This window comes from Methylobacterium sp. P1-11 (assembly GCF_008329595.1).
Classification (GTDB): Bacteria; Pseudomonadota; Alphaproteobacteria; order Rhizobiales; family Beijerinckiaceae; genus Methylobacterium.
Map to the genome: position 1 here is coordinate 1 of NZ_NPKS01000044.1, position 24,885 is coordinate 24,885.

The 24,885-nt window shown below is 66.5% G+C and carries 15 protein-coding genes and 4 pseudogenes; 7 read left to right on the top strand and 12 right to left on the bottom strand.

What is annotated here, in order from left to right; translation table 11 throughout:
• The coding region (locus tag CIW48_RS29275; protein ID WP_149308660.1) for a cupin domain-containing protein at window positions 1-358 on the top strand (358 nt) is incomplete at its 5' end.
• Between the two features lie 670 nt (window positions 359-1,028).
• Here the strand turns inward: CIW48_RS29275 and CIW48_RS29280 are convergent.
• Complete coding sequence (locus CIW48_RS29280) at window positions 1,029-2,642, bottom strand: ISL3 family transposase (RefSeq protein ID WP_149313935.1); 1,614 nt, start codon at window positions 2,640-2,642, stop codon at window positions 1,029-1,031.
• Between the two features lie 137 nt (window positions 2,643-2,779).
• On the opposite strand from CIW48_RS29280, the pseudogene CIW48_RS29285 reads away from it, so the two are divergent.
• A pseudogene (locus CIW48_RS29285) lies at window positions 2,780-2,893 on the top strand (IS110 family transposase); the annotation flags it as partial.
• Window positions 2,894-2,982: 89 nt separating this feature from the next.
• Here CIW48_RS29285 and CIW48_RS29290 read toward each other — a convergent pair.
• The 7 genes and pseudogenes from CIW48_RS29290 to CIW48_RS29320 form a co-directional block, all read right to left on the bottom strand.
• Entirely contained in the window at window positions 2,983-5,406 is a 2,424-nt protein-coding gene (locus tag CIW48_RS29290; protein ID WP_149313936.1) for a glycosyltransferase family 4 protein, read from the bottom strand.
• 95 nt (window positions 5,407-5,501) lie between these two features.
• Window positions 5,502-6,149 (bottom strand): annotated as a pseudogene (locus CIW48_RS29295) (integrase core domain-containing protein); the annotation flags it as partial.
• Window positions 6,065-6,487, bottom strand: coding sequence for a transposase (locus tag CIW48_RS29300; RefSeq protein WP_149313937.1), 423 nt, complete (start codon window positions 6,485-6,487; stop codon window positions 6,065-6,067). The gene CIW48_RS29300 and the pseudogene CIW48_RS29295, both read right to left, overlap by 85 nt.
• The gene (locus tag CIW48_RS29305) at window positions 6,475-6,978 is read right to left on the bottom strand and encodes an IS66 family transposase zinc-finger binding domain-containing protein (RefSeq protein WP_149313938.1); all 504 of its coding nucleotides are present in this window, start codon (window positions 6,976-6,978) and stop codon (window positions 6,475-6,477) included. The genes CIW48_RS29300 and CIW48_RS29305 overlap by 13 nt, the downstream gene beginning before the upstream one ends.
• A gap of 78 nt (window positions 6,979-7,056) precedes the next feature.
• Window positions 7,057-7,293 carry a hypothetical protein gene (locus tag CIW48_RS34775; RefSeq protein WP_348645146.1) on the bottom strand — a complete coding sequence of 79 codons (237 nt, stop codon included), beginning with the start codon at window positions 7,291-7,293 and terminating at the stop codon, window positions 7,057-7,059.
• Between the two features lie 349 nt (window positions 7,294-7,642).
• A pseudogene (locus CIW48_RS34780) lies at window positions 7,643-7,795 on the bottom strand (transposase); the annotation flags it as partial.
• Between the two features lie 104 nt (window positions 7,796-7,899).
• Window positions 7,900-9,234, bottom strand: a complete 1,335-nt coding sequence (locus CIW48_RS29320; RefSeq protein ID WP_149313940.1) for an IS1182 family transposase — start codon at window positions 9,232-9,234, stop codon at window positions 7,900-7,902.
• Window positions 9,235-9,594: 360 nt separating this feature from the next.
• On the opposite strand from CIW48_RS29320, the gene CIW48_RS29325 reads away from it, so the two are divergent.
• Window positions 9,595-13,533, top strand: coding sequence for a rhamnan synthesis F family protein (locus CIW48_RS29325; RefSeq protein ID WP_173009441.1), 3,939 nt, complete (start codon window positions 9,595-9,597; stop codon window positions 13,531-13,533).
• A 21-nt stretch (window positions 13,534-13,554) separates the two neighbouring features.
• Here CIW48_RS29325 and CIW48_RS29330 read toward each other — a convergent pair whose 3' ends face one another.
• The 4 genes from CIW48_RS29330 to CIW48_RS29345 all read right to left on the bottom strand — a co-directional run bounded on the left by CIW48_RS29330 (window position 13,555) and on the right by CIW48_RS29345 (window position 19,082).
• A complete protein-coding gene (locus CIW48_RS29330) occupies window positions 13,555-15,336 on the bottom strand; it encodes a glycosyltransferase 61 family protein (RefSeq protein ID WP_149313942.1) in 1,782 nt (593 codons plus the stop codon).
• A gap of 19 nt (window positions 15,337-15,355) precedes the next feature.
• Entirely contained in the window at window positions 15,356-17,128 is a 1,773-nt protein-coding gene (locus CIW48_RS29335; protein ID WP_149313943.1) for a glycosyltransferase family 61 protein, read from the bottom strand.
• Window positions 17,129-17,176: 48 nt separating this feature from the next.
• The gene (locus tag CIW48_RS29340) at window positions 17,177-18,286 is read right to left on the bottom strand and encodes a DegT/DnrJ/EryC1/StrS family aminotransferase (protein ID WP_149313944.1); all 1,110 of its coding nucleotides are present in this window, start codon (window positions 18,284-18,286) and stop codon (window positions 17,177-17,179) included.
• A gap of 124 nt (window positions 18,287-18,410) precedes the next feature.
• Window positions 18,411-19,082: a NeuD/PglB/VioB family sugar acetyltransferase gene (locus CIW48_RS29345; RefSeq protein WP_149313945.1), complete on the bottom strand. Its 672-nt coding sequence runs from the start codon at window positions 19,080-19,082 to the stop codon at window positions 18,411-18,413.
• Window positions 19,083-19,325: 243 nt separating this feature from the next.
• On the opposite strand from CIW48_RS29345, the gene CIW48_RS29350 reads away from it, so the two are divergent.
• The 4 genes and pseudogenes from CIW48_RS29350 (at window position 19,326) to CIW48_RS29370 (ending at window position 24,864) form a co-directional block, all read left to right on the top strand.
• On the top strand, window positions 19,326-22,001 hold the full coding sequence (locus tag CIW48_RS29350) for a glycosyltransferase family 61 protein (protein ID WP_246695471.1): 2,676 nt from the start codon (window positions 19,326-19,328) through the stop codon (window positions 21,999-22,001).
• Window positions 21,998-23,038 carry an NAD-dependent epimerase/dehydratase family protein gene (locus CIW48_RS29360; RefSeq protein ID WP_149313946.1) on the top strand — a complete coding sequence of 347 codons (1,041 nt, stop codon included), beginning with the start codon at window positions 21,998-22,000 and terminating at the stop codon, window positions 23,036-23,038. The genes CIW48_RS29350 and CIW48_RS29360 overlap by 4 nt, the downstream gene beginning before the upstream one ends.
• Before the next feature lie 120 nt (window positions 23,039-23,158).
• Window positions 23,159-23,794 (top strand): annotated as a pseudogene (locus tag CIW48_RS34325) (DedA family protein); the annotation flags it as partial.
• A gap of 653 nt (window positions 23,795-24,447) precedes the next feature.
• Window positions 24,448-24,864: a hypothetical protein gene (locus tag CIW48_RS29370; RefSeq protein ID WP_149313948.1), complete on the top strand. Its 417-nt coding sequence runs from the start codon at window positions 24,448-24,450 to the stop codon at window positions 24,862-24,864.
• The last annotated feature ends 21 nt before the right edge of the window (window positions 24,865-24,885 follow it).

Consider the following 24,885-nt stretch of genomic DNA (forward strand, 5'->3'; position numbering starts at 1 on the left):
CGCGCCGGAGGCGGACGCGCATCTGCGGATGTACCGGCCGTGGGGCTGGTACCAGCGCATCGACCTCGGCGAGCGCTTCCAGGTGAAGCGGATCCAGGTGGTGCCGGGCGGGCGGCTGTCGCTGCAGAAGCACTACCACCGGGCGGAGCACTGGGTGGTGGTGCGCGGCACCGCCGAGGTGACGATCGACGAGCGGGTGGTGCTGGTCCACGAGAACGAGGCGGTCTACCTGCCGATCGGCTCGATGCACCGGCTCGCCAACCCCGGCAAGATCCCGCTCGAGCTGATCGAGGTCCAGGTCGGCTCCTACACCGGCGAGGACGACATCATCCGCGTCGAGGATATCTACGGACGCTGAACAGGTAAGCTTTAATAATCTGAGCGACCGACCTACTTACGCATAGCTTCAGACTTCTTAGTCCGACATGTTATTATTACCGCTTAAAGAGTGCGATCGGAAGGAGTGAAATTAATCGCTTTGCAATAATCCATACTTGGCCGAATATCGGATATGCTGCTTTCGAGGCGACTGAAAGGATCGAGCTTGCTTGTATAAATTGGGGGATAAAGCCGATGTCGTGAACGAGCAGGACTTGATTGTTGGCTCGTAAAATTCAGGATTTTAAATCGTTCGGGCTCTGCTAGAACTCATTTATTCGCACCCTCGATACATCTTCAATCTCGAAAATTGTTATCTTATAAACTGATATTGAGCTTTAGAACTCCATTGATTGTCGTCGTGTATTTGGACTTTTTGCTGTGAACGAGAAAATTTGCAGTTACGGTGATGTTTTATCCTGCGAATCGAAGCAAGTATAATCCGCCCCGGCGCGGTTGACCTGACTGGCTGGCTTTGGACCGGGCTGATTGAGAGGATCAGGCAGGACTGAAGGAGTCGGAGATGCGGCGAGGTCAGAATACGAGCGCGGAGCCGGTGGTGCTGAGGCTGCCCCAGATCGAGGTGCAGACGGTGTCAACGGGCGCCGAAGTCTGGTTCTCCCGCATTTCGTGTGTCGCGGAACGCGTGATCAGGTCGCGGTGAGGGCGCGCTGGCGTAACAGCGCGAAGCCCGCGCGGCCGAACATCGTGCGCTTGAGCATCTTCAGCCTGCCGATCTGCGCCTCCACCGGACTCGTCGACCAGGGCGTCGTGATCGCGCCGGGTAACGCTTCCCTGTCGCGCTCGAGGCCGGCGGCGAACTTCGCCAGCGGCGTCGCGGCGGCCGCCGCGAACCAAGCCTCCAGACTCTCGCCCGAGCGCCGTCGTACGAGGTCGGCAAAGCGCGTCGCGACTGCCACGCTCTTCGCCAGATCGGGTGCCTCCACCCGCAGGTGATCGAGGAAGCGGCGATCGTCCGCAACGATTGCGCTCGGGTCCGCCTGCAGGAGCCACGCCGTCCGGTTGATCGACGGGGGCCGCCATCGCGGCGCGCTCATCGAGCCCGGCGTGGCGTCCATTACGTCCGCGCTCGCGCGACGCCGTCTCATCGCCCAATCCCGCACCACCCTCGGACGGATGTCGGCCCCCGCGCGGATCAGCCCGCGGGCGAGCTCGGCGGCGTTGCGGCAGCCGGCCTGCCAGCGCGCCTCGAGATGATCGCGGTAGGGGTCTAGGATCGTCGGCACGGTGCGGCGTCGCCGCCAGGAGGGCGGCGCGTCCTGGCGCAGCCAGACCCGCACCGTCTTGCGATCGAGATCCTGAGCGCGAGCCATGCCGGCCACCGAAGCGCCAGCCTCGGACAGCCGTTTGAGCTCGGAGTACCGAGCCCAATGCCGCGCGTGCGTCGCCCGCTTCCGAACCTCGATCGCCGTCGGCGGCCGCGTGGCTTCCTTCGCAGCCTGCGCTGCTTCGACCTCCTGATCGATGAGCGCACGACCGACGGCGCGGATCACGCCATGATGATGGGCGACGATCGCACGTAGGGCGACGCTGAGGTTACGCAGCAGGTGAAAACGATCGAGGACGTGCTGGGCTTGCGGCGCGCCCGCGCGGGCGCCCTCGGCGAAGACGTCGGCGCGGTCGCGAGCGATGACCTCGATGCCCGGATGGGCGCGCAGCCAAGCGGCGACGCTCCCGGCGTCACGGTCGGGCAGGAGATCGAGGACGGTGTGACGTTCGAGGTCGACGACCATGGTGCCGTAGCTGCGCCCGCGCCGCCAGGCCCACTCGTCGATGCCGACGACGCGCGGCTCGGGCTTTGTCGGCAGAGGCGCCGCACGCACGAGGCGCACGAGGGTATCGCCGCTCACCGGCATCGCGAGACGCTGCGCCATACGGGCGGCGGGCGCACCACCGAGGGCGAGACCGAGATGGCGCTGGAGCACGCGCAGCCGCTCGGATCGGCGGGCATGAGCGGCGGCGACGTCACCGACACTCTCGCTGAAGGTCCGCCGCGGGCAGGCTGGGTTCGCACAGCGGAAGCGTCGCAGCCGGAGGCGCAGGCGGACGGACCGGCCCTGCCAAGGCAAATCGGCGAGGGTGCGCTCGCAGTGACCGTGCTTGCGGCCCGCGGACGATCGACAGGTGGGACAGCACGTCGGGCCCGGACGGGGTACGACGCGCACGATGAGCGGGTCGGTCGCCGGCTCGATGCCGACGACGGTCAGGCCATCGGGCACGAGGGGCAGGATACGGCGGGGCATGGCGTCCTCCGGAAAGCCGATCTCCGGAGATGGGGCACGTCACGCCGGCCGGCACACTTCGCCACACGATGTGCGGAAGAACCAGTATTCAACGCCCGCTGACACGTCACAACGCCATGCTGAAAACCTTCCGTGACCGGCTCATCGCGACCGGCAAGCCCAAGCTCGTCGCCCTGATTGCCGCCGCTCGAAAGCTGATCACGATCCTCAACGCCATCTTGAGAGACGGAACGCCATGGCAAACTGCTTGACCGACAAGACAGTCGCTCAATCGGCTCGCTCCAAAATACCGGTCAGGTCAGCCAACTATCAGACCATCAATTTAAATGCAGCTGTAATGCTACATGCCAAACCCCTCCCAAATTTCATGAAGTCGGGATCTGTATCGACTGGCGATCGCTTGAACGCTGAAATTATCTCTTACAAATTGCGCCGCCCGAAGGCCTCGCATTTTCGCTTCGTCGCGGTTTGACACAACTTCAAGCATAGCGGCAGCAGCACTTGGAATATTCGGATCAGCCCAGACGCTTCCCCTTTCAACCGAAAGATACTCATCATACCCGACAGAAACGAGATCATAATCGACAAGATAGCTGTTCTTAGGCGTACAGAAATCCATATTTCCGGAATAACCCGTTGCAATCACGGGGCGACCGAGCTGCATGGCTTCTAGCATGCCGAATCCAAAACCTTCAGCTCGATGAAGAGATACATAGCAATCGCAAGCTAATTTCAAGGAAAGGATCTGCTCGTACGTAAAAGTTTCGTCGATAACTCGGATTCGGGGATCGTCTAGAATCAGATCATCGATCGCACGCCAAACGCTAACCTGAAAGGCATTGGAAACCCGGTTCCTGTTCCAAGTCTTGATAATGAGGGCTACATCCCGGTTCTTTTTGTCAAAGGCCGCTTTGAAGGCGCGAACGGCCGCGAGAGGGTTTTTGCGTTCAACAAAAGAGAAGGAGTCAAATGTGGTTAAGAAGGTGAATACCCCATCCTGACAAAAATCACGATGCGGCTCAAGATGTGGTGGAAGGTTCTCGACGGCCATGCCGACATTGACCACTGGTTTATGCGTCCGCGCTGCATAGATTTCACGGACGTAATCCGAAGACGTCCAAATTTCATCCAATAATTCGAGTGCAAGAAGGTGGGATTCAGGGATCTTGTTGATTTCCCAGAAAAAATATCCAATATTATAACTATTCTCATAAGCTGATCTATCAAGTATAGAGAATGAAATAGGAATAAAATCTGAATTGAGATGGAACAAGTTGACGCGATGCGGATGTTTCGCGTGATGATAATCGAGGCGACTCGAAAATCCAACAAGAGCGGGATTTTCAACATTGAACGGTAATGCGGACAGCGAAGGCGTTATGCCCTGCTCGAGGATCTGATAAGAAAGGCGTGTCGCCTGCCCGAGCCCGGAAGTTTTGTCGATAGGACCGATAACAGTCACGCCTTCTTTGATCTCGTTCCGAGCGTCCGCTGTCAGCGCTGCGCCGCTTCCCGCGTTTTGAGCCGCTCTTGGACTGATGGCGACACCATGGGCGTCGCTATACAACCGGGCGGTGTGGGCGAAAGTGCTGGCGTCAGGAGCATCCTGAAGAAGAAACGAGAGATTATCCTCGAAGGAGTTGACACCGTTCAACTTGCTCGCGAGGAGGGCTCGCACCGGTAGGGGCGGAAGAAGATTGGCGACGTAAGGATGCTTGCAGCTCAATAGAAGAAAGTAGTGAAGAGCCGCCAGGCGGCCGGCGCTGCTGTGTAGGTTCAGACATTGCAGCTCGGGGGTTCTGGCGATGTGAAGGCGCATAAACGTGCTGAGCGGGAATTTACTTGTGCATGAAGAATCGATCTTTTGAAGAACTGACGTCTGCTCGGGCGTGACAAGCTTCCGCTCAAGGTTCAGTTGTGGCGTCTTTTCGAAACACCACCAGTACAAGGCCTCATTTTCTACCTCCGGCATTGTGACATCAAGCAGGTCTGGACGATTCCGCCGGAGAAGGTTCCAGAGGGCCACGGTGACGCTTGCGGGGAATTCGGATACCGGCAGCGGAGCATTGAGAAATCGAAGCTGAGTCTGCGAGAGCGGGACGCTCAGCGACCGGCCCCATCGCAGGCTGTACTCCCCGATGTACCATAGGAGTACGTCCATCCGATCCTTCGCCGTGCCAGACAGCTTCGCTTTGAGGTCCGTCCCGCCCGACCGGATCACTTCGTTGTTGAGAAATTTGGAGATCAGGCCGTCTGGATCATCATCGGGATTAGCCGTTTCCAGAAGTATGGCCGAGAGCGGTCTGCCGTTTGGCGAGGATCTGACGTCATCAGAAAGACGAGTCCGATCAGTTCCGCCATGTGTAGTGGGAGCCGCTGCTATGCGCAGTTCGGCAGCCATCATCGTCATCAGCGCCGAGAAAGAGTTCGGAAGCGGCGGAATGGCACGGCAGAGACTCAGGGTGTCTAGGTGAATGTCGTTGGCGAGGATGTGATCGCTGCCGAGGATCGAGATCTCGATGGCACCGTCCGCGCTCGAGAAATTCTGAAGGTCGGCCACGAAACCGTGTCGTCCATCACCGATCCCGTGGTCCTTGAGATCCTGGCGAAAGATGTCGGCTCTCGCGATCTCCTTCTTGCCGCGGGCCGCGGTGATCTGGACGAGAAGGGGCAAATTTGGATTGCGCGCATCGAAGGCCCATCCGGTGATGAAAGGCTCGTCGATGAAGTCGACGAAGCCGCGCCACCTTTGATCGTCGGTCATGTGCAAACTCGTGAATAGGCGTCGTGCCACTGCCCAGGCATGGAAGACGCGGGCTCGGATCCGCTTGGTCCGCCTTCTAGCACTCCCTCGACAGTTTAGGCGATGCTGTGGGTTTTGGTCCTGCCGCGGCTCCTGAGAGGCGGGGATTGCTGGAGCTTCGTTGGGGCAAGATCTCGGGGTGTGCCCCAGCGCGGCGGCAAGGCCGCTAGGATGTCCGGTCCCGGCATGTGGTGTGACGGATCGAGCCTGAAGCGTTCGGGCTCTTTCGTCCAGGTCTGGCAGATGAACTGGTAGGGCGTGAGGCCGCGCAGGGTCTTGAGCCGGCGGCCGTAGTTGTAGGCATCCACGAACAGCTGCAGGTGCTGCCGGAGCTCGTCATGGCTGGCGTAATGGTAGCGCTTGACCGTGGCGTCCTTGATGGTTCGGTTCATCCGCTCGACTTGACCATTCGTCCACGGGCAGCGCGGCTTGGTCAGGCGATGCTCGATCTTGGTCTGCTCGCAGGCCCAATCGAACGAGTGCCAGCGGTAGATGCGCGGCCGATCCTGGGTCGCCCAGTAGGCAACCGCCTTGGCCTCGGCCTCCTCGTCTACCGGATGATTGTCGGCGAACTGGATGCCATTATCCGCCAGCACCGTGTGGATCGTGTACGGCACGGCTACGACCAGACCGTGTAGAAAGGCTGCCGCGATCCGCTGTGTTGCCTTCTCATGCAGTTGAACGAAGGCAAACCTGCTCGTTCGGCATGCCCGCCAGAGCGGTCGGGGGAGTAGAAGTAGGCCACAGCCGGTGGTTCGGGTCCGCCGAAGGGGCGGTCGTCACGCACCACCGTCCAGAGCCGCCCCGTGCGGGTCTTGCCCTCGGCCAGGACCGGTACGGGCGTGTCGTCGAGATGCAGGCGCTCGGCTCCTCGAACATGGGCCTCGATCCGGGCGACCAGGGGCGACAGAGCGGTGGTCACAGCTCCGAGCCAGCCGGCCAGCGTCGAGACGTCAATCGGTACGCCCACGTGGGCGAAGCGCTGACCCTGGCAATGCAGCGGCAGGTGCAGGCCGAACTTGGCCCTCATCACCTCGGACATGAGGTTCGGGCCCGCTCGTCCGCGGGGATCGGATGGAAGGGGGCCGGAGCCTGCGCGATCGTCTCGCTATTGCTGCACGAGAAGCGCTCGCGCCCGTGCTGGATCACGACCCAGCGCGCTGGGATCCGCTCCAGGGTCACGGTGACGTGCTCGCCGAGGTGGCGAAGGCGGGTCCCGCCGCAACAGGCGCAGGTCGTCGGACCGGGATGGACGACGCGCTCGCGCGGCAGGTGCTCGGGGAGAGGCCGGCGGGCGGGCTTGCGCCGCGAGGAAACCGCACCGGAGAGCGCTTTGGACTCGGCGGCCGCCTGCGCTTCGCTCTCGGCCAGCATCTCCTCAAGATTCTCCAGGACTAGTTCGAGTTGGTCGATCCGGGCGCTGCGTTCCGAGGAGGTCCCGAGGCGTTCTCGCCGCGGCCGGGCGACCTCCAGCTTCAGCCGTTCGACCGCGATCTCCGAGGCGAGCCGGGCTGCCCGCTTGGCCAGGATCATGGCATGGGCGGCGGCAAGATCCGTGAGAAGTGGCGGGGGGCGGGCGCGTTCTGCACGCTTAGGCGGAGAGTATATTCCTCAAGTGTTGTAACGCGTCACCCTCAGCCGAGTGCGCTCGGACGCCAGCTCTGCTGCGGCATTCGCCAGTCGATTCCCGAGAGCAAGTAGCCGAGTTGCGCCGTCGAGATCGTCACGGATCCATCGGCAACCGAAGGCACAGGAAACGGCCGCGGTCGAGCCGCTTCGTGTATAGGCACGCCCCTCGCCGTCGTGCCAGATCACCTTGATCAGGTCGCAGCGCCGTTCTCGGAACACGAACAGATGCCCGCCATGGGGATCGCTCGAGCGTCTTCTGGACGATCAGGCCCAAACTGGAAATGCCTTTGCGCATACCGGGTGTGGCCGGTGGCCAGCCACACCCGCACGTTGGCCGGCAGCGAGATCATCGGCCCTCCACGACATCGAGCACCCGCCGCAGCGCCGCGGCAACGATGTCGGAGCCGACCCGCACACGTCGGCGTCTGCCGAGATCGATCTCGATCATCCCGCCGGAGTGACGGCCGCGGTTCGGCCCTCGACTAGGCTCCGCCGTCGTCGTGGCGGGCGTAGGAGTGATCACAACACGCACAAGCGCTGGCGTGGGAGCACCGACACGCTCGCACAGCAGCTTGCGCCAACGGAACAGCTGACTGACGCGGAGACCGGCCCTGCGGGCGACTTCCGAGGCCGACACACCCGGTTCGAACGACGCGGCGACCAGCCGCTCTTTCTCCACCCGCGTCCAGCGTCGACGCCGCTCGGCTCTCACCAGTTCGATCCCGCCTGCGTCATGCTCAAGGTCCTAGGAGCCCGTCCGAGTAACGAGGCTTGAAGCCGGGGTAGAGGGGCGAGACTGGAGCCAATGAGGGCGGATCAGCGGCCTCAGCGTTCGGCCTGTGCCAGCTTCAGGAGGTTGTGGGCCGTGCAGATCATCGCCCACTCGCCCCGGACCTGATCGAGCCCTCTCATCAGGAACTGTCGGAAGCCTCGGGCCTGCTTGATCTGCCCGAACACCGGCTCGACCACCTGCTTCCTGAGACGGTACCGACTGCGGCGCCCAGCCCGCTTCAGGCGGGCGGCCATCGCGCTCATCAACGGCATCTTGGTCAGCCTCCGGCGCCCGGCCGCATCTGCCTCGCCATGACGCGCCCGGCCCGGAGCAAGGTAGCCCGTGATGCCCCGCTCCTTGAGCGCGGCGAGGTTCGCCTCGTTGGCAAAGCCGGCATCGCCCGAGACCTCCTGCGGCTTGCGCCCGAGATGAGCCCGGACCCCGTCCACAAGCGGTACGAGGGCGCGGTAGTCGGCCGAGTTGGTCACGAGCCGATGCACGACGATCACCTGATGCGCCGCGTCGACTGCGACCCGGCCGTCGTAGCCCTGCACGAAGCCATCACGCGTGGGCAGGATCCGGCTGTCCGGGGCGGTGAAGTTGCGCTGCGCCCGGTCGGGCGGACTGCCGTCTTCGCCGCGCAGTGGCCGCCCCTGCCAACGCATGCCCGACGAGGCGCCCGGACCGTTCTCGTTCTCGGGATCGGGCTGATCAGCCGCCTCCGCCTCCAGCGCGGCCTTGGCGGCGCGGATTGCTTCCAGCCGTCGCTGCTTGTCGGCCATCCAGTCCGGCGTCTCGTCGCCGCGCCGGTTCACGCCGTGAGCCTGATCCTCCGCCGCGTCAGCCTCGCGCGCTCGCTCCAGCCAGGCTTGGACTTCAGCGGCTAGGGCCGGCTCGGCCGTCTTCATCCGCCCGTAGCTCATCGCTTTGTGGCGCGAGGCGTTGGCCTTCAGCTTGGTCCCGTCCACCGCCACGGGGGCGAACTCGACCAGACCGGCCGCCCGACACAGGCGCAGCACCTGCACGAACAGGTCCGACAGGGCCACGAGGTGGCGCTTGCGGAAGTCGGCGATGGTGCGGAAGTCGGGCCGGTTCAGGCCGGTGACTGCCATGACATCGACCCGCTCCTCACAGGCGCGGGCGAGCTGGCGCGAGGAGTACAGACCGCGGCTGTAGCCGTAGAGCAGCAGGGCCACCATCATGCCCGGATGGTAGGGCGGGTACCCTCGCTCCTCCGTGTAGGTGTCGAGAATGGCCGAGAGGTCGAGCGCCTCTCGCACTGTGTCGCGCACAAAATGCGCCATGTGCCCGGGCGGCACGAACTCGTGCAGCGAGGGCGGCAGAAGCCAACCCTGATCGACGTCCCAGGAGCGAAACACCTTGGCCATGAGCCGAGTGAATCACCCGCAGCCTCGTCGTCGAGACACTTACTCGGCCAGGCTCCTAGGATTACTCCTATGACCTCAGCCTCAACGGGCCACCTCGCAAGGCGGCCTTCTCCGGACGCGTACTTTGCGAGCGACCGTGCCTATGGTCTATAAAGCGGATCTGTCGTCCGACTTCGATACGAGGGGCGCTGCTCGACGTGACAAATTCGAATTTACAGTTCTGAGATGGTTTCTTATTATACATCTCGATGGATGCTACGCAGTCTCCTCAATGTTTTCAAAGACCGTATGGCGGAGCGAAGACTTGCGCGCTCCGAACTGTTCGATGCTGCGTGGTACCAGGCTCAGCAGGTCCCGGCGTTGTCGCTTGATCAGGCCGCATGGCACTACCTGCAGGAGGGCGCTGCGCTTGGATTTAGCCCCAGTCCGCTCTTTGACGGGCCGCACTATCTCGCCAGCAATCCCGATGTCGCCAATGCAGGCCTGAACCCGCTGCTGCACTACCTCGACAGCGGCCGCGCTGAGGGACGGCCGACTTGCCCTTACGTTGACCCGGAGGCACTGGCACAGGTCGGTGCCTCTGACCTGTTCGACGCGGAATGGTACCGAGTGACTCAAGCTCCCGACGTGGGGTTGGACCAAGTCGCACGGCATTACCTTCAGCAGGGCGCTGCGCACGGGCTGAGCCCCAGCCCGTTGTTTGACGGGCCCTGGTACCTAGCGAACAACCCCGACGTTGCCGCGGCGGGTTTGAACCCGCTGCTTCACTATCTGGACAGCGGACGCGCGGAAGGACGGCCGACCTGCCCAATCGTCGACCCGACGTTAGTGGCGCGGATCGCTGCCTCTGAGTTGTTCGACGCGGAATGGTACCGGGCGACCCAAGCCCCCGACGTGGCACCGGACCTAGCCGTGCGCCACTACCTACAAGAGGGTGCCGCGCGCGGGCTGAGCCCCAGCCGGCTGTTCGACGGACCGTGGTACCTCGAAAACAACGCCGACGTCGCCGCTGCAGGGTTAAACCCGCTACTGCACTACTTGGATAGCGGACGATCCGAGGAGCGTCAGATTTGTCCAGTCGCCGCCCCGGCGTTGGTGGCGCGAATCGCTGCTTCTGAGTTGTTCGACGGGGAATGGTACCGAGCGACCCAGGCACCGGAGGTGGCACTGGACCGGGCCGCACGGCATTATCTTCAGGAGGGCGCCGCACGTGGGCTGAGCCCCAGCCCGCTGTTCGACGGCCCATGGTACCTCGACAACAACGCTGACGTCGCCGCCGCGGGTCAGAACCCCCTGCTACACTACCTGAACGACGGGCACTTGGAGGGGCGGCCGATCTGTCCCTTCGCCGACCCAGTGGCGCTGGCGCGAATCGAAGGCTCCGAGCTGTTCGATGCGGAATGGTACCGGACGACTTACGTCCCCGATCTGCCGCCGAACCAGGCTGCACGACACTACCTCCGCGACGGAGCGGCCCTCGGGTTGAACCCTGGCCCCTTATTCGACGGGGAGTGGTATCTCGGCAACAACGCCGACGTGGCCAGAGCGGGTTCGAACCCGCTGCTGCATTATCTGGAGAGCGGTCGCGCGGAGGGGCGGCCGATCTCCCTGGCATACGTTCGCGACACCGGCGCCCGCGCGATCGAGACACTCCCCATCGTCCTGCGTGAGAGCACGAATGCACGCATCGTCGTCGTCGTTCACGCCTTCTACGTCGACGTGTTCGAGGAACTCCTCCCACACCTCGTGCGGGCGATCCCACACTACGACCTGCTGGTCTCGACCGACCAGCCAGCGAAGAAGAGCGCGCTTGAGGCGGCCGCGGCGCGCGCGGGCCTGATCCACCGCTGTCGCGTCGTGCTGGTGGAGAACCGTGGCCGCAACTTCGGACCGCTCGTCACCGTGTTCGCCCCCGACATCCTGCGCTACGATCTCGTGCTCCACGTGCACACCAAGAAATCGCTGTTCAGCGGCGCTGAGCAGACGCGCTGGCGCGATGAGATCTACCGGGCGCTGTTCGCGAACGCCGCCTGTGCCGCCATCGCCCTGTCCTTATTCGAGGAGGACAGCCGGATCGGCCTGTTCTTCCCGGAGACCAGCGCGCACATCGTCTACTGGGCGCACGCGTGGCTCTCCAACATCGGCACCGGCTACGGTCTGCTCGACCGCCTCGGGTTGCCCTATGACGGGTTCGACGAGTACATCGACTACCCGGTCGGCGGCATGTTCTGGGCGCGGGTCGATGCACTGCGCCCGCTGCTGACCGCCGGATTGACGCCCCAGGATTTTCCCGAGGAGCACGGCCAGACGGACGGGACGCTCGCCCACGCGATCGAGCGGGTCTTCCCCATCGTGTGCCGGTCGCAGGGCTACCGCGCCGTATGCCTCGACTACGACCGCGGGCTTGCCCGCTGTGGCGGCAGCGCCCGCAACTGGCACCAGTACAGCGCCCGCACACAGGACCAAGCGCTGCTTGCGCTGCAGGATGTCGATCTCGTTTCGTTCGACCTGTTCGATACCCTCGTCAGCCGCCCTGCCCGGCGCCCGGACGGGGTACTCAAGCTCGTCGAGCACCGCATCGCGATGGAGGAAGGCCGCCCCATCCCACTCTTCGCGGAGCGCCGGGCGGCCGAGAACCGGGTCCGCGTCCGCAAGCACCATCAGAGCGACGTAAACCTGTCGGAGATCTACGCAGAGCTCGCCGCGTCCGGCACCATCCCCAGCGACGTCATCGCGCGGGCGCAGGCCCTGGAGAAGCGGATCGACCTCGGAGCCCTGCGCCCGCGCCCGGAGGTCATCGCTGTCCTGAGGGCGGCGCACCAACGCGGCAAGCGCATCGTCCTGATGACCGACACCTACTACGAGGAGACCGACATCCGCGGCATCCTCCAGACGATCGGCATCGCCGACCTGTTCGCGGCGCTCTACGTGTCGAACACGGTCGCCGCCCGCAAGGACCGGGGCGACCTGTGGCGCCACGTCGAGGAAGCGGAAGCCGTGCCGCGCGCCCGCTGGCTGCATGTCGGCGACAACGAGCATTCCGACATTCAGGCGGCCTGCGACCGGCGGATCCCCTACTTGCACGTCGCCCACCCGGCCAAGATCCTCGCGCAGAGCGGGTTCGTGCGGGACGAAGGCGATCTCGCGCGGACGTGGTCGTCCGATCTGGTCATCGGCCACGCCATGTTGACGCTGTGCCGGAACCCGTTCCTCGACCGGGCTGCCCCGCCCTACCTGTCGCTCGGCTCGGCCCGCGACGTCGGCTACGTCGTGTTCGGGCCGCTCATGCTGCTGTTCATGTCCTGGCTGATCCGGCACGAGGCCCTGGGCCGGGTCGAGCGGCTGTACTTTCTCGCGCGGGAGGGCGACTTCCTGGTCAAGGTCTACCGGCTGATCCGGGAGCGCTACGGCCTGCGCCATCTGCCCGAGGGTCGGTACTTCCACGTTTCCCGGCAGGTGGCTATCGGTGCGGCCCTCGGCACGGGTTTCCGTCCGGATCTGGTGACCGGGGCAGGCCACTACGTGGGGAGTATCCAGTCCCTGCTCTGGAACCGGGCAAGCTTCACCGCCCCGGCACATCTCGGACTGGACAGCCGCGACGTGCGGCTTCCGGCCGATGCCCCGATCGTCGAGCGCGTCATGACCGACCTTGAGCCGGAGATCATAGCCCATGGGGCGGACCTGAACGCGCGGTTCCGCGCATATGCCCGGCAGGAAGGGCTCGACGCCGGCGGCCTCCACGCCGTGGTCGATGTCGGATACTCGGCCACGATCCAGAAGATGATGCAGCTGGCCCTCGGCCAGCCGCTGATCGGCCTCTACATGACGACCTTCGACGCGGCGCAGATGGTGGAGAGGGACGGCGGCGCCGCCTTCAGCTGCTTCCGCGCGGGCGCCGAGAAGCCCGAGACGTCATCGCTCCCCGTCCTGGCCTACGGCCTCGCGGTCGAGGCTTTTCTGACCGCTCCCCACGGGCAGGTCGTCGGCTACGAGAGCGCGGGCGAACGGATCGCGCCCCTGTTCAAGGCCGATCCGCGGACCCCGGCCGAGCACGGTATCCTCGCCGAGCTGCACGCTGGCGCCGAGCAGTACATCATCGATACGCTCGATCTCTACGGACCGAGCCTCCTCCAAGCCGACATCCCATCGAGAGGGCCACAGGAATTCCTGCGCCTGCTGATGCAGGGGCTGATCGCCACCCCGTCCGAACCGATGCGGACGCTCGGCGTGGAGGACGATTTCTGCGGTCTGCCGATTCACAAGGTGTATGCGGGAGCGGGAAGTCCGGCGTCCGGCTGAGGCGCCGTCAGCGGATGCGCCTCAAGGAGCGACCGTGACCCTCTCCAGAGCCCGCCGCATCGTCGCGGGCGGGACCACGTAGTTCGCGTGCATCGGGTGGACGCCCTCCGCCTGCAGGGTGGTTCCACGGACGAATTGGAGACGCGCCCCGCTGGACTCGACGAAGCTGGTGAAGCCGCGAAAGTAGAATTCCGGGCTCTCGTGGGCGAGCGCCACGACCTGCGCGTCCGGCCGGCAGAAGATGCAGTTGATCAGGGCGGAACTCGCCGATCCGACAATGATGTCGGCGGCGTGGTACATCTCAACCTGCTCGGCGAAGGTGAGCTGCTCAGGCTGGACAACCTCGAACCCGTGGGGCCGCAATGTCTCGACGATCTCCGCCTCGTTGACGAGCTGGCGCTGCGTGAACCCCCGCCGGGACAGGATGATGCGCCTTCCGGTCCGCTGGAGATCGACTCCATCCGCGGCGAGCCGTTGAAGGATCCTGTCCCGCACGGCGGCGAGGATGTCCCGCGGCCAGATCGCGTCGTAGATCGGAATCCCCGGCCGGGTATCGAACGGGAAGAAGGCCGGCACGGGCGCGAGACCGAGTTCGCGGAACCGCGTCGCGATCGGCGGGAGCGTTATGATCGGCCGGTCGCGCGTGTCCACGAGCTCGATGATCTGTCGGTGCGTCTCCGGCATCCCGTCATCGACGCAGAGCGGAAATCCTGCGGGACATTCGGGATCGTTGAAGCACAACATGCGCGGGACGAATTCGAGCAGCCAGTGTCCGTATTGCCGGCTCTGGAAGCCGAACAGCATCAGGCCGGCGTCGATCTCACGAATCTCGGACGGCGCCTCGATCAGGGCGCGTCCGTGCCCCCAGACCGCCGTCATGATCTGACCCGGATTGACCCCGTCCTTGATGTCGGCGACCCCGCTCAGGGGATGGGCCGCTAGATCGTAGATCAGGCGCTCCCCGCGGAGCACGACGTTGCTGCGGGGAAAGGTCAGGCAGTCCTGGAAGAGCGCCACGTATTGCGGCGGCGCATCGAGGGTCCCAGGTTGGGAGGTTAGCGGGATCGGGCCGTCGAGGAAGGTCACGGCCGGGTCGGCGATCTGGCGGCCGGGTCGCAGTTCGTGATAGCGCCCGTGCCCCTCCCCGGCGGCTTGCCGAGCCGTGACGATACCGTAGATGCCGACGGGGCCGAGACCGACGATCGACCGGGTGCTCTCGTGCAGCACCACGGCCTCCTCGTGCCGCCCCGCCTCTGCCAGAGCGTTCATCTGCAGAATGCGCAGGTTCCTGATTTTCCGGCTGAGGCTGTCCCCGTCCACGGTCGCGAGGCCGGTATCGCCGCCGTTGAGGTCGTAGGCGAGGCGGTAGCATTGTACGGCGGGTTCCGCCCGGCCGCGGCACTCGCGGGTCCAGCCGAGTTGCAGAAGCGTCCGCGCGGTCACGTGCAGGATAGTCCCCGCCCTGTCCCGGCTTCGGAGTTCCGCAACGAACGCCGACGCGTCGTGCCAGTGCTCCTGCTCGATGAAGCCGCGCAGGCGTGCCGCGGCGCCGATTTGGTGCCAGCGCTGAGGATCGTGCGGGTCGATCGCGGCGGCGAGCGCATAGGCACGCGCCGCATCCCCGAATTGGGCGCCGCCCTCCAGCCGGAAGCCGAGGGTCTCCAGGTGCCGCAGGGTCGAGGCCGCGCGCGACCCCGACGGGGGCTCCGCTTCGAGCAGGGAGACCAGCCTGTCGAGCACGCGCGCGGCGTTGCCGCTGCCGATCGACCGGACGAGGTCGAGGAAAGTCGCGGTCGGCCGCATGTCGCCCCGTCTCCGATGATTACGGGCCGATGCCAACGCGCTCGAGGCCGCGCAGCACCTGTGCGGGCGGAACCGTGTAATTAGCGTGGAACGGATGCGTCTTCTCACCCGGCACCGTCGAGCCCCGAATATAGAGGACCTGTGCACCGCTCGACCCGATCATGCTGGTGTAGCCGCGAAAATTGAACGACCGGTTCTCGTGGATCAGCGCGACGACGCGGGCCTTGTCGTTGCAGAAGATGGTGTTCGTCATGGCAGAGCTTGCGGAGCCCACGATCACGTCGGCCGAATGATAGAGCGCGATCTGCTCGATGAAGGACAACTTCTCCGGGTACACGACCTCGAAGCCGTGGCGCGCCAAGGCGTTGATGATCTCGGCTTCGTTGACGAGCTGGCGCTGCGTGAAGCCCCTCCGCGACAGGACGATCCGCCGCCCCGTGGAGCGCAGGTCCACCCCGCGCGCTGCGAGCCTGTCGAGCACGGCGCGCCGCATGGCGCCGAGGATGTCCTTCGGCCAGACCGAGTCGTAGACCGGCACGTCCGGCCGAGCGTCGAACGGGAAGAAGGTCGGGACCGGGGCGACCCCGAGTTCCTGGAAGCGGACCGCCTGCGCCGCAAGCGGTAGGATCTCTCGCCCGCGCGTGTCGAGCAGCTCCACAATCTGCCGATGTGTCGCCGGCATGTGATCGTCGATGCAGATCGGGAAGCCCGCTGGGCAGGCGGGATCGTTGAACCACAGCATCCGCGGCACGAACTCGAGCAGCCAGTGGCCGTAGTTCTTGCTCTGGAGCCCGAACATCATCAGGCCGGATTCCAGGCTCCGCACCTCGGCCGGTTCTTCCACCAGGGCGCGCCCGCCCCCGTAGACCGCCGTCATGATCTGGTCGGTGTTCTTGCCGTCCTTGATGTCGGCGATGCCGCTGTCGGGGTGCGCCGCGAGGTCGTAGATCAGGCGGTTGCCCTGGAGCACGATGTTGCTGCGCGGGAAGGTGAGGCAGTCCTTGAACCGGGCGACGTATTGCGGTGGGGCGTCCAGGGTGCCGCACACGGAGGTCAGCGCCACCGGCCCTTCGAGGAAGCGGATCTCCGGCTCCGCGATACGGCGGGAGCCAACCAACTCGCGATAGTCGCCCTCGCCTCGTGTGGCGGCTTGGCGCGCGGAGACGATGTCGTAGATCTGCACCGGTCCGAGCCCGAGGGTCGTGCGCGTCCGCTCGTGCAGCGCCTGTGCCTCCTCGTGACGGCCCGCCTCGGCGAGCGCAGTCATCTGCAGGCTGCGCAGGTTCCGGATCTTGCGCTCCAGCGTGTCGCCGTCGACCGTCAGCGCCCGCCCGCCCAGGGTGTCCCGCGCGATCCGTGCCAGTAGATAGCAGCGCACCGCGCTCTCGGCCTCCCCGGCCAGCTCGTAGTCCCAGGCGATCTGGACCAGCGACGGGTCGTCCTGCCCGCGATCCTGGACCGCCGCCTTGGCTTGGCGCAGCGCCTCCAGAAGGTCCTCGACGCTGTCGAATTCCTGCCGCCGGCACCAGTTGACGATGTCCGTCCGGATGGCGGCGAGATGGTACTGCGCGGTCCGCGCGCGCGAGGCCTGGGCCGCCAGCCTGTAGGCGCGAGCCGCCAGATCGAAGCTGTCCTCGCCCTGATACCGGAATGCGAGGGTCGCGAGGTGCTGCGCGGCGGTCTCGGCGCGCTCCTCCGTCAGCGCCGCGAGGGCGCCTTCAATCGTGTCGAGGGTGGCGGCGCCGTTCGTCTGGTTGGCCTGTGTCAGGATTTGCCGAAAGTCGTCCCGCATCGATACCGACCGTTCCTTCACGCGATCCGCCGCGCCGTCCCGAGCGCCTCAGCGCGTCGCCAGGGCCTGCTCCACGCAGGCGCAGACTTCGCCGATCTGATCCCGGGTGATCGCCGGGAAGAACGGCACCCCGATGGCGCCGGCGGAGACGGAGGCGGTCCGCGCAAGGCCGTCATGCCGGCAGGTCGCGAAGGCGGGGTGCGCCTGGCAGCCGGTCCCGTACCAGCGCCGCCATTGGATGCCGGCCGCGTCGAACGCCGCCGTCACTGCGTCGGCGGCTGCGGGCTCGAACAGCGCGTTGACCGTCATGGTCAGCCACTCCGTGCCGAAGCCGGGCTGCATGCGTACGCCGATCCGGTCGAAGCCCTCGACATAGGCCAGCGAGGCCTCCCGCAACTGCCGGATGCGCGCATCGAGGCCGTCGAAGGCCGCTAGGCCGACCGCTGCGGCGTATTCGGAGATTCGGAAATTGCCGCCGCGCACCTCCGAGACCCGACTGCTCGCCGAGAAGCCGAAACCGGTCATCGCGGTGGTCTGCGCCACCAAGTCGGCATCGGTCGTGAGGATCGCGCCCCCCTCCCCGATCCCGAGCGCCTTGGTGGCGTGCAGGCTCACGCAGAGCGGCTGCGCGCCGACCCGGGTAAGGTTCAGCGTTGCGGCGGCGGCGTCGAACACGACCGGGATCCCGTGCGCCGCCTCGAACGCCTCCCAGGCCGGGACGTCGATCGGTGCCCCGTACGGGCTGACCACCACCACGGCGGCGACATCGCTTTCGGCCAGCGACAGCGCCCGCTTGGCGGTGGCGGGGGTCAGCGACAGGGTCTCCGGATCGACGTCGGCGAAGAACGGCTCAAGGCCGACATTCACCGCCGCGTGCGCGGTGGCGATGAAGGTGTAGCCGGGCATCAGGCAGAGCCCGCCGCGCCGGCCGCCGATCCGGTAGCGCAGGGCGAGTTCAATTGCGCTCGTGCCGTTGCCGGTGATCGTCGCGGCCACCGGCGCGCCGCCGGCGCGCTCCGAGACGAAGCCGCAGAGCTTGGCCGTGAATTCGCGGGAGAGCGGACCGTAGTTGCTGTAGATGTGGGTTTGATCGATCCGGCGCAGATACGGGACGATGGCGTCCGTCTCCGGCAGGCTTGGAATGAGCACGGGGATCATCGTCGAGACACGTCCTGACTGTCGGCCGCCACCATCCTCGTCCGAATGCCCGGTGACGCGGCCGCTATACATGCCCAGGCATCGCCGCGGAAGGCGCCGTTGTCCGCCCTGCCAACCGGACCCCTCAGGCGCGCGGCAGGGTCTGCGGCCTGGGCCGTGTTGGCAAGGGCCGAGCTGGGTTCCCGAACACCGTCTGGCCCGGCGCCACGTTGCGGATCACCACGGCACCGGCTCCGACCACGGCGCGCGCGCCGATCCGGATCTTCGGGATCACGCAGGCCCCCGTGCCGAGAAAGGCCCCCTCCTCCACGCTGACATGCCCGGCCAGGTGGACACCAGGGCTCAATGTGGCGAAATCCTCCAGCACATCGTCGTGCGCCACGGTGCAGCCCGGATTGATCAGCACGTGCTCGCCCAGCCGGGCATCCGCCGTGACGGAGGAATGTCCCAGGATCACCGCACCTGCACCGATCCGGCTGCTCGCGCCGATCAGCACACCGGGATCGATGATCGAGGCAAAACGCGCTCCGATCGCGTCCCGCAGACGCGCGGCGGCCCGGGCCCGGGGCTCCGGCTCGCCGAGGGCGACGACGAAGCGCAGACCGTCGTCACCCGCGAAGGTGCGGGCATCGCGGACCACCGGCCGGCCGCGGAACGTCTCCGGCGCGTGGATGCCGGGATCGACGATGCTCGCCCTTAGCTCCATCGGCGTGCCGTGGGCGTTCAGGCGCTCTAGGGCGTCGACGATCTCGCGGGCGAGGGCACCCGCACCGTACAGGACGAGGCGAAGGGTCATCGCGCCGTGTGCCGCGACCGGTTCTGGCTCTGCGCTGGCGACTGTCTGCCGCTCGGGCGAACGTCCATACGCGGGGTTCCTTGCCTCGGAGTGTCCTGCCTGTCCGGAGCCCTGCCCTACACGAGTCCCCGCGGGCTCTCCAGGGCCGATGCCTCGTCACGGTGCCATCGTTCCAGTACACCGCCGAGATCGGCGCGTCGCATCCGGGCGCGCGGGGGAGGACGCGCGGAGCGTGAGACCGACATGAGGCCGGCGGAGACGTTCATCGACCTGATCCGGACGATCAATCGCGACAACGCGTCGGACGTTCTCCATCGGCTCCGCGCGTGCGTCGCCGCCGAGGATCGCCCCCTCGAAGGTCACGCCGACGCGCGCGTCACCCGGCTGCGGCGGCACCTCGAGACGCTCGCGTTCCGGTTTGAGGGCGATGACCAGCTCGGCGCCGTCGCCGATACCTACGACCTGATCGCTTCGATCGTCCCTGAGGATCGCGAACGCTGGGCGGTGGCCGCTGTCAGCGCGCGATTGCGCGATCTCTGCGAACACGGACGCTACGCGGAGGCCACCGCCGTCATCCTCGACCTGCGCGCAGGGGGCAGCCCAGCCGCCATCCGCGAAGGCCTCGCCACCTTGCTGCGGCTCGGCTGGGTCGCCGAGTGCGGGCAGGAGCCGGAATCCTGCGTGCAGTGCTATCGGTTGGCCTACGAGCTGAACGGCGGTGACGAAGGCGTCACGACTGAGGATGGCTTTGCCCTGAGCACCAAGGTCAGGAATCTCCGCCGATTGCAGATCGACGAGCTGCTCCCGGACGGGCGCTACGCGGACGCGATCGCGCTGCACGAGACGACCCGCCACGTCTACCGCTCGGGACCACTGCGCGCCTACGACATCGTCACGGCCGAGGCCCTCGCCGCAGGCGGGGACGGCGCTTACACAGAATTGCGGCCGAGGCGGCGGATCGCGCCGCCCGACCTGCGCTTCTTCGAGCCGCCCCCTGCCCTGCTCTCCGAGCCGGGCGAGCTCGACATGCCGGCCCAGTACCTTGCCTTTCTGGACAGAGCCCAGGCCTTCCCGCGCAGCAACGTCGTCATCGCCGGTGACAAGCTCGTCTACGACCTCGCCGCGCACCCGCGCCGGCCCGACATCCTGCTGCAGGACGGGATCAATCCCGACCAGATCATGATGGCCGCGTTCGGTGAGACGCGCGCCCTCGTGGAAGTGCCCGAGGATCCACACCGGGTCGAGGCTGGGCTGATGATGTTCGGCCTCCAGAGCCGGAATTACGGGCACTGGTTCTGCGAGTTCGTGCCGCGCATGCTCTGCTACAACGACGCGCGCTGCCCGGACGGGATCCCGCTCTGCATCGACGACCACATGCCCGCCTCGCACGAGCAGATCCTGCGCCTGCTCGACACGCGCGACCGGCCCGTGATCAAGCTCCCGCCCCGGCCGGTCGCGTTCGACCGTCTCGGGATAGCGCCGCCGCCGGCGTTCTTTCCGTTCGAGATGAAGCCGGGGCGGCCGGTCTACGACGCGATCTGGCCAGCCGATATCTTCGCGCCGGTGCGCGAACAGATCCTCGAACGCGCCCGGGAACAGGGCGTCCTCTCGGGCCGGACAGACCGGCGTTTGTTCATCTCGCGCAAGGCCTTCAGCCAGCGCGCCCTCGTCAATGAGGCGGAGATCGCCGAGCAACTCAGCTCCCTGGGCTTCGAGATGATCTACCCGGAGACCATGTCGTTCCTCGAACAGGTCGAGGCGTTCCACTCCGCTGCCCTAGTGGTGGGCTCGTCGAGTTCGGCCCTGAGCAACGCCCTGTTCTGCCGGCCCGGGTGCCGGATCCTGGGCCTGATCCACGAGGAGCTGGCGTTCAACTTCCGGGGTTATGCCAGCTACATCGAGGTGGGCGGCGCGCGGATCCTGTTCCTGCGCGGCCGCACCCTCCACCGGCCGGGCGTGCACGCCTTCCACGTGAGCTATACCGTCGACCCGGCCAAAGTCGTCGCGGCCGTGGCCGCCCTTGAGAACGAGGTCGCGGCCGGCGTGCCGGCCGGGTTCCCGGTGCCGACGGCGGACGACAGGCCGATCCGTCTACCGGATCGCGATGCCGTCCGACCTCACCCTTCGACGGGCACGCCCGCACGCGTCGATCCCGACCGGCTCGCGCGCGTCAGGACGCTTGCGGCCGGGCCGCACGCGGACGCGGCTTCCGGCCTGTGCGCCCTGGAGGCAGTAGCCTACGTGGCCGGCGAGCCCCATTCGGATCAGCCCACCTGCGCGTCGCCGAGCCTCTCCGCCTTCATCCGGACCTGGAGCGATCGCCTGCCGCAGGATGCGCGCGATGCCCTGATCCTGCCGCTCGTTCCGCGCTTCGTCGGCACGCGAGGCTCGGAAACCCTGGAGCGCCGGCGGGTCGCTCTGGCGGCCGATTGGCTCGTCCGCACCCACCTGCCGGCGTGGTTCCGCCTCGCCAAGCTGAACGTGGAAGGGGACGCGCTGGCCGGCCTGCCGGCGCTCGCCGACATCGCCGATCTCGCCGCTTGGTGCGATCATCTGGAGCGGGCGCGCAAGCGGGCATCGGTCGCGAACCTGACCCTGCGGCAGACCGGTGCCGCCGTCCGGGCCGCGGCCTGGGACGGGGCGCATCAGGCCGCGTGGGCTACCGTCCGGGATCAACTGGAGGCCGCTGGTCCACGGATTCTCGCCGCCGGTTGGGACGCGGCCTACGCGGCCGCCTACGCGGCGGCCCGGGCTCACGGAAAGGCGTCCCTGGAACCGACCCGTCACGCCCTTGAGCAATCCGCGTTGGCCCTGGTCGAGCAGATGATCGAGGTGCGCGAGGCAGATCCGGACCAGCTTCCGGATGGCGCGCAGCCGCCCGCCGCGGCGAGCCAGAACGGCGCCGCAGACCGGCCATGAGCGAGACCCGGCCGAGCGCACGGCCGGTCGATCCCGTCGGATCCGGCCAACCCGCATCGTCCCTGTCGGGACTGCGCTGCCTCGTGCTGGGCGGCGGCGGCTTCCTCGGGTTGAACCTGTGCAACCGCCTCGCGGAGGCGGGGGCCGAAGTCACCTGTTTCAGCCGCAGCCATCCGGAGGCCGAGGTCTTGGACTGGCGCGTCGCTCGGGTGATGGGCCAGTTCGCCGACCGACTCGCCCTCGCCAACACGGTAGATCGCCAGGACGTCGTCTTCCACCTGATTGCAGGTTCGATTCCTGAGAGCTCGAACCGGGACCCGTCCGCGGAACTCTCGGCCGCGCCGATCGCCACCCTGCACCTGTTGGAGATCTGCCGCTCGGCTCGGATCGGGAAGCTCGTGTTCGCGTCCTCCGGGGGGGCGATCTACGGAATTCCCCGTGCCATTCCGATCCCCGAGCACGCGCCAACCGACCCGATCTCGGCCTACGGCATCAGCAAGCTGATGATCGAGAAGTCCCTGCATCTCTACCGGCACCTGCACGGGATCGACTACCAGATCCTGCGCATCGCCAACCCGTACGGTCGGTTCCAACTCGGCACCAAGCACCAGGGCCTGATCGGCAGCTACATCCACCGCGTCCTCACTGACCAGCCGCTGGAGGTCTGGGGCACCGGCGCGGTGGTGCGCGACTTCCTGCACATCGACGATGTCAGCGACGCCTTCCTGGGAGCCGTCGCCTATCAGGGCCCGCACAAGGTGCTGAACGTCGGCAGCGGGCGGGGCCTGAGCGTCCATCAGGTCATCGCCGAGCTGAAGGTGGCCTTCGGCCGGGACGATCTCCCCTGCGTGCACCGGCCGAGCCGCGCCGCCGACGTGCCGGCCAACGTCCTCGACACCGCGCTGATCCGGTCTGAACTCGGCTGGCAGCCGCGTGTCCCCCTGCAGACCGGGCTCACCGGCACCATCGCGTGGATGCGCGCTCATCTCGCGCAGGCCCGCGCAGGAGCAGTGGCCCAGGCTCCCGGCCCAGGATGACACGCGAAAGCCGATTAGCGAAGGCGGCACCAGCCACTCGGCCGGCCAGATCGCGGTGTCGCCCCGGAGCGGCCACGTTTGTCGGCGACAGCGCGCGACATCGATCCGCGAGGAAACCCCATGTCCTTCCTGCACGATCTACCGATCGCCGACCTGATCGCGCATTACGGCTACCTGGCGATCTTCGTCATCATCACCCTGGAGAGCGCCGGGCTGCCCCTGCCCGGCGAGACGGTGCTGCTGACCTCGGCAGCCTATGCCGGCAGTACCGGCAACATCAATATCGCCATCGTCGTGGCGATCGCCGCCATCGCCGCCATCCTGGGCGACAATGCCGGCTACTGGGTCGGCCGCCGCTGGGGGCTGCCGCTGCTCCTACGCAAGGGTCACCTGATCGGGCTTGACCACGGACGCCTCAAGCTCGGCCAATACCTCTTCCGTCGACACGGCGGTAAGATCGTGTTCTTTGGCCGCTTCACCGCGATGCTCCGGGCCTACGCGGCGGTCCTGGCCGGCGTGAACAAGCTCGATGCGCGCCGCTTCTTCGCCTTCAACGCCCTCGGCGGGGTGGCCTGGGCCTCGATCATGGGGTTCGGCGCCTTCCTATGCGGCCGCTCGATCGAGAACGTGATGGGGCCAGTCGGCCTCGGGCTGCTGGCCTTCGTCCTGCTGGGCGCCGTCGCGCTGTGGCTGTTCATGCGCAGGCACGAGGCGCGCCTGATGGTCGCCGCCGAAGCCGCGATCCCGGGTCCCCTGGCGGACGGATTGGACGAGGCCCGGCCGCAGGCCGAGCCAGCCTCGGGAAACGGCGGCCTGGACCCGAGCAGTCCGCTCCAGGTGGACTTCCAGAAACAGATCGAGGCGCTCCTGGCGCAGCGGGAGCGCGCGGCGCCGCAGGCCACTGCGCAGGCGCCCGTTCGGACCCAGCGCGCGCCCTGGCCCCTGTGGTTCAAGATCCCCGTGCTCCTCGTCGCCGCTGCCGCCGGGATGGCGGTGATGTCCTGGCACGACGGCGTCACCGGCGGCCTCTACGGACGGCTCATCGGGCATATCGGGATCCTCGGCATTGCCCTGATCCTCGTTCTACCCACCGTCCTCCTTCTGGTGATCGGCCGGCGGCTTCCGCGTCCGGAGGCCGAGGCTGAAGACGCCTTTGAATTGGCGGCGTGAGAGATCAGCGGTTGGCTGGTCAGGACGGTGATCCGTATCGTCGGTCGATGCCGTGTTCCATCAGCGCAGGTGCGGGCATCGAGCCGCGCCGTCGGGTGCCGGGTTGACCGCTCCCGGAGGCGATCGTACAGCCGGCCGCAACCCGACTGGGGCGCCCTGACGCGCCGGCCACCGGCCGATCCCGCTGACGGCTGCGTGCCCGAGACCTGTCGGGCCCCGTGACTGAGACGGAGCCGACCTTGAGCGAGGACGTGGAAGCGCTGCGGGCCGAGCTCGCCGAGACCCAGGCACGGCTCAAGGAGGCGCAGGGCGAACTCGCCCGCTTGGTGCGATTGGCCGAGGCCGATCTACAGCGCCGACGCCCCGGCGAGCAGTCGAGCGTTGTCGCCTCCTCGGTGCGCAGGCCTGCTGCCAAGGAGGTTGCAGCTCGTATCGCCCGGTTCGCCCACCTCTATCGGGAGGCCGCTGCAGCTGTTCCCGACCGCGCACCGGTGGTGCCCGAGGCGACGATGCTCGGCTGGCTGGAAACGTCCGGTCTGTTCGACCGTCAGTTCTACCTCGCATGCAACGACGACGTCGCGAATGCCGGGGCCGACCCGACGCAGCACTATTACAATCACGGCTCCGAGGAAGGACGCCTTCCTAGCACCCTCTGAGGGGTTGGTCTGGGAAAGCGA